At 69.2% G+C, this 695-nt stretch carries 1 protein-coding gene; it reads left to right on the plus strand.

Annotated features, from left to right (window positions below; all coding sequences use genetic code 11):
• The first annotated feature begins 451 nt into the window (after positions 1-451).
• Positions 452-580, plus strand: a complete 129-nt coding sequence (locus tag O5O54_RS22240; protein ID WP_279484026.1) for a hypothetical protein — start codon at positions 452-454, stop codon at positions 578-580.
• Positions 581-695: the final 115 nt, after the last annotated feature.

Consider the following 695-nt stretch of genomic DNA (forward strand, 5'->3'; position numbering starts at 1 on the left):
TGGGGATTACGCAGGGCGTCTCGGCCCGATGCGGCGGCGGTCTGTCACCCCGCCTGCCTTGGGCTGTCTCCAACGCCGAGTTTTCCGAGAGCCGCCTCGTTTTGGGCAGCCAACCCCCATGTGCCTATCAGGAACCGTCCGGGCCACGCCTCCTCCGGCAGGAGACGCGTCGCGGACACCGCTCGCCACCCCTCCGAACGATCCCGGTGATCATTCGCGCCCATTCGATGGGGCGGCGATGGGAGGAAGGTTAGACGCGGCGCGGGAGGGCGGGGATAAGGCGGGGAGGGAATGCCTCGCCACAAGACGATGCGGAGGCTATAGGCGGGGCGTTCGCCGCTCCGGCGACGCCGGCCGCACATCCAGGTTCCGCCGACCGGCCGGAGTTCCCGCGTCGCCCCGCCGCGAGGCCGCCCGGCTTCGGACGGGCATCCGATCGAAGGCCTATCGCTTGTCCCGCATTCTCCTCGTCTTCACCGCCCTCGCGCTCCTCGCCGGCTGCGCTGAGATCAACAAGCCGATCACACCCAACGACACATGGCGGGAGAAGGCGACGCGCGACAACGGGATGCCGCGCTGAGGCCGAGCGGTCCGGCCCATGTCTGTCCGGACTGCGGAAACGCGGTCCGGGCCGGCCGGCCAGGGAATGCCAAGGCAGGGTGAACATCAGGTTCAGGAACCGTTCAGGCTCCTAG

It is taken from the genome of Aureimonas sp. SK2 (assembly GCF_029813115.1).
Classification (GTDB): Bacteria; Pseudomonadota; Alphaproteobacteria; order Rhizobiales; family Rhizobiaceae; genus Aureimonas.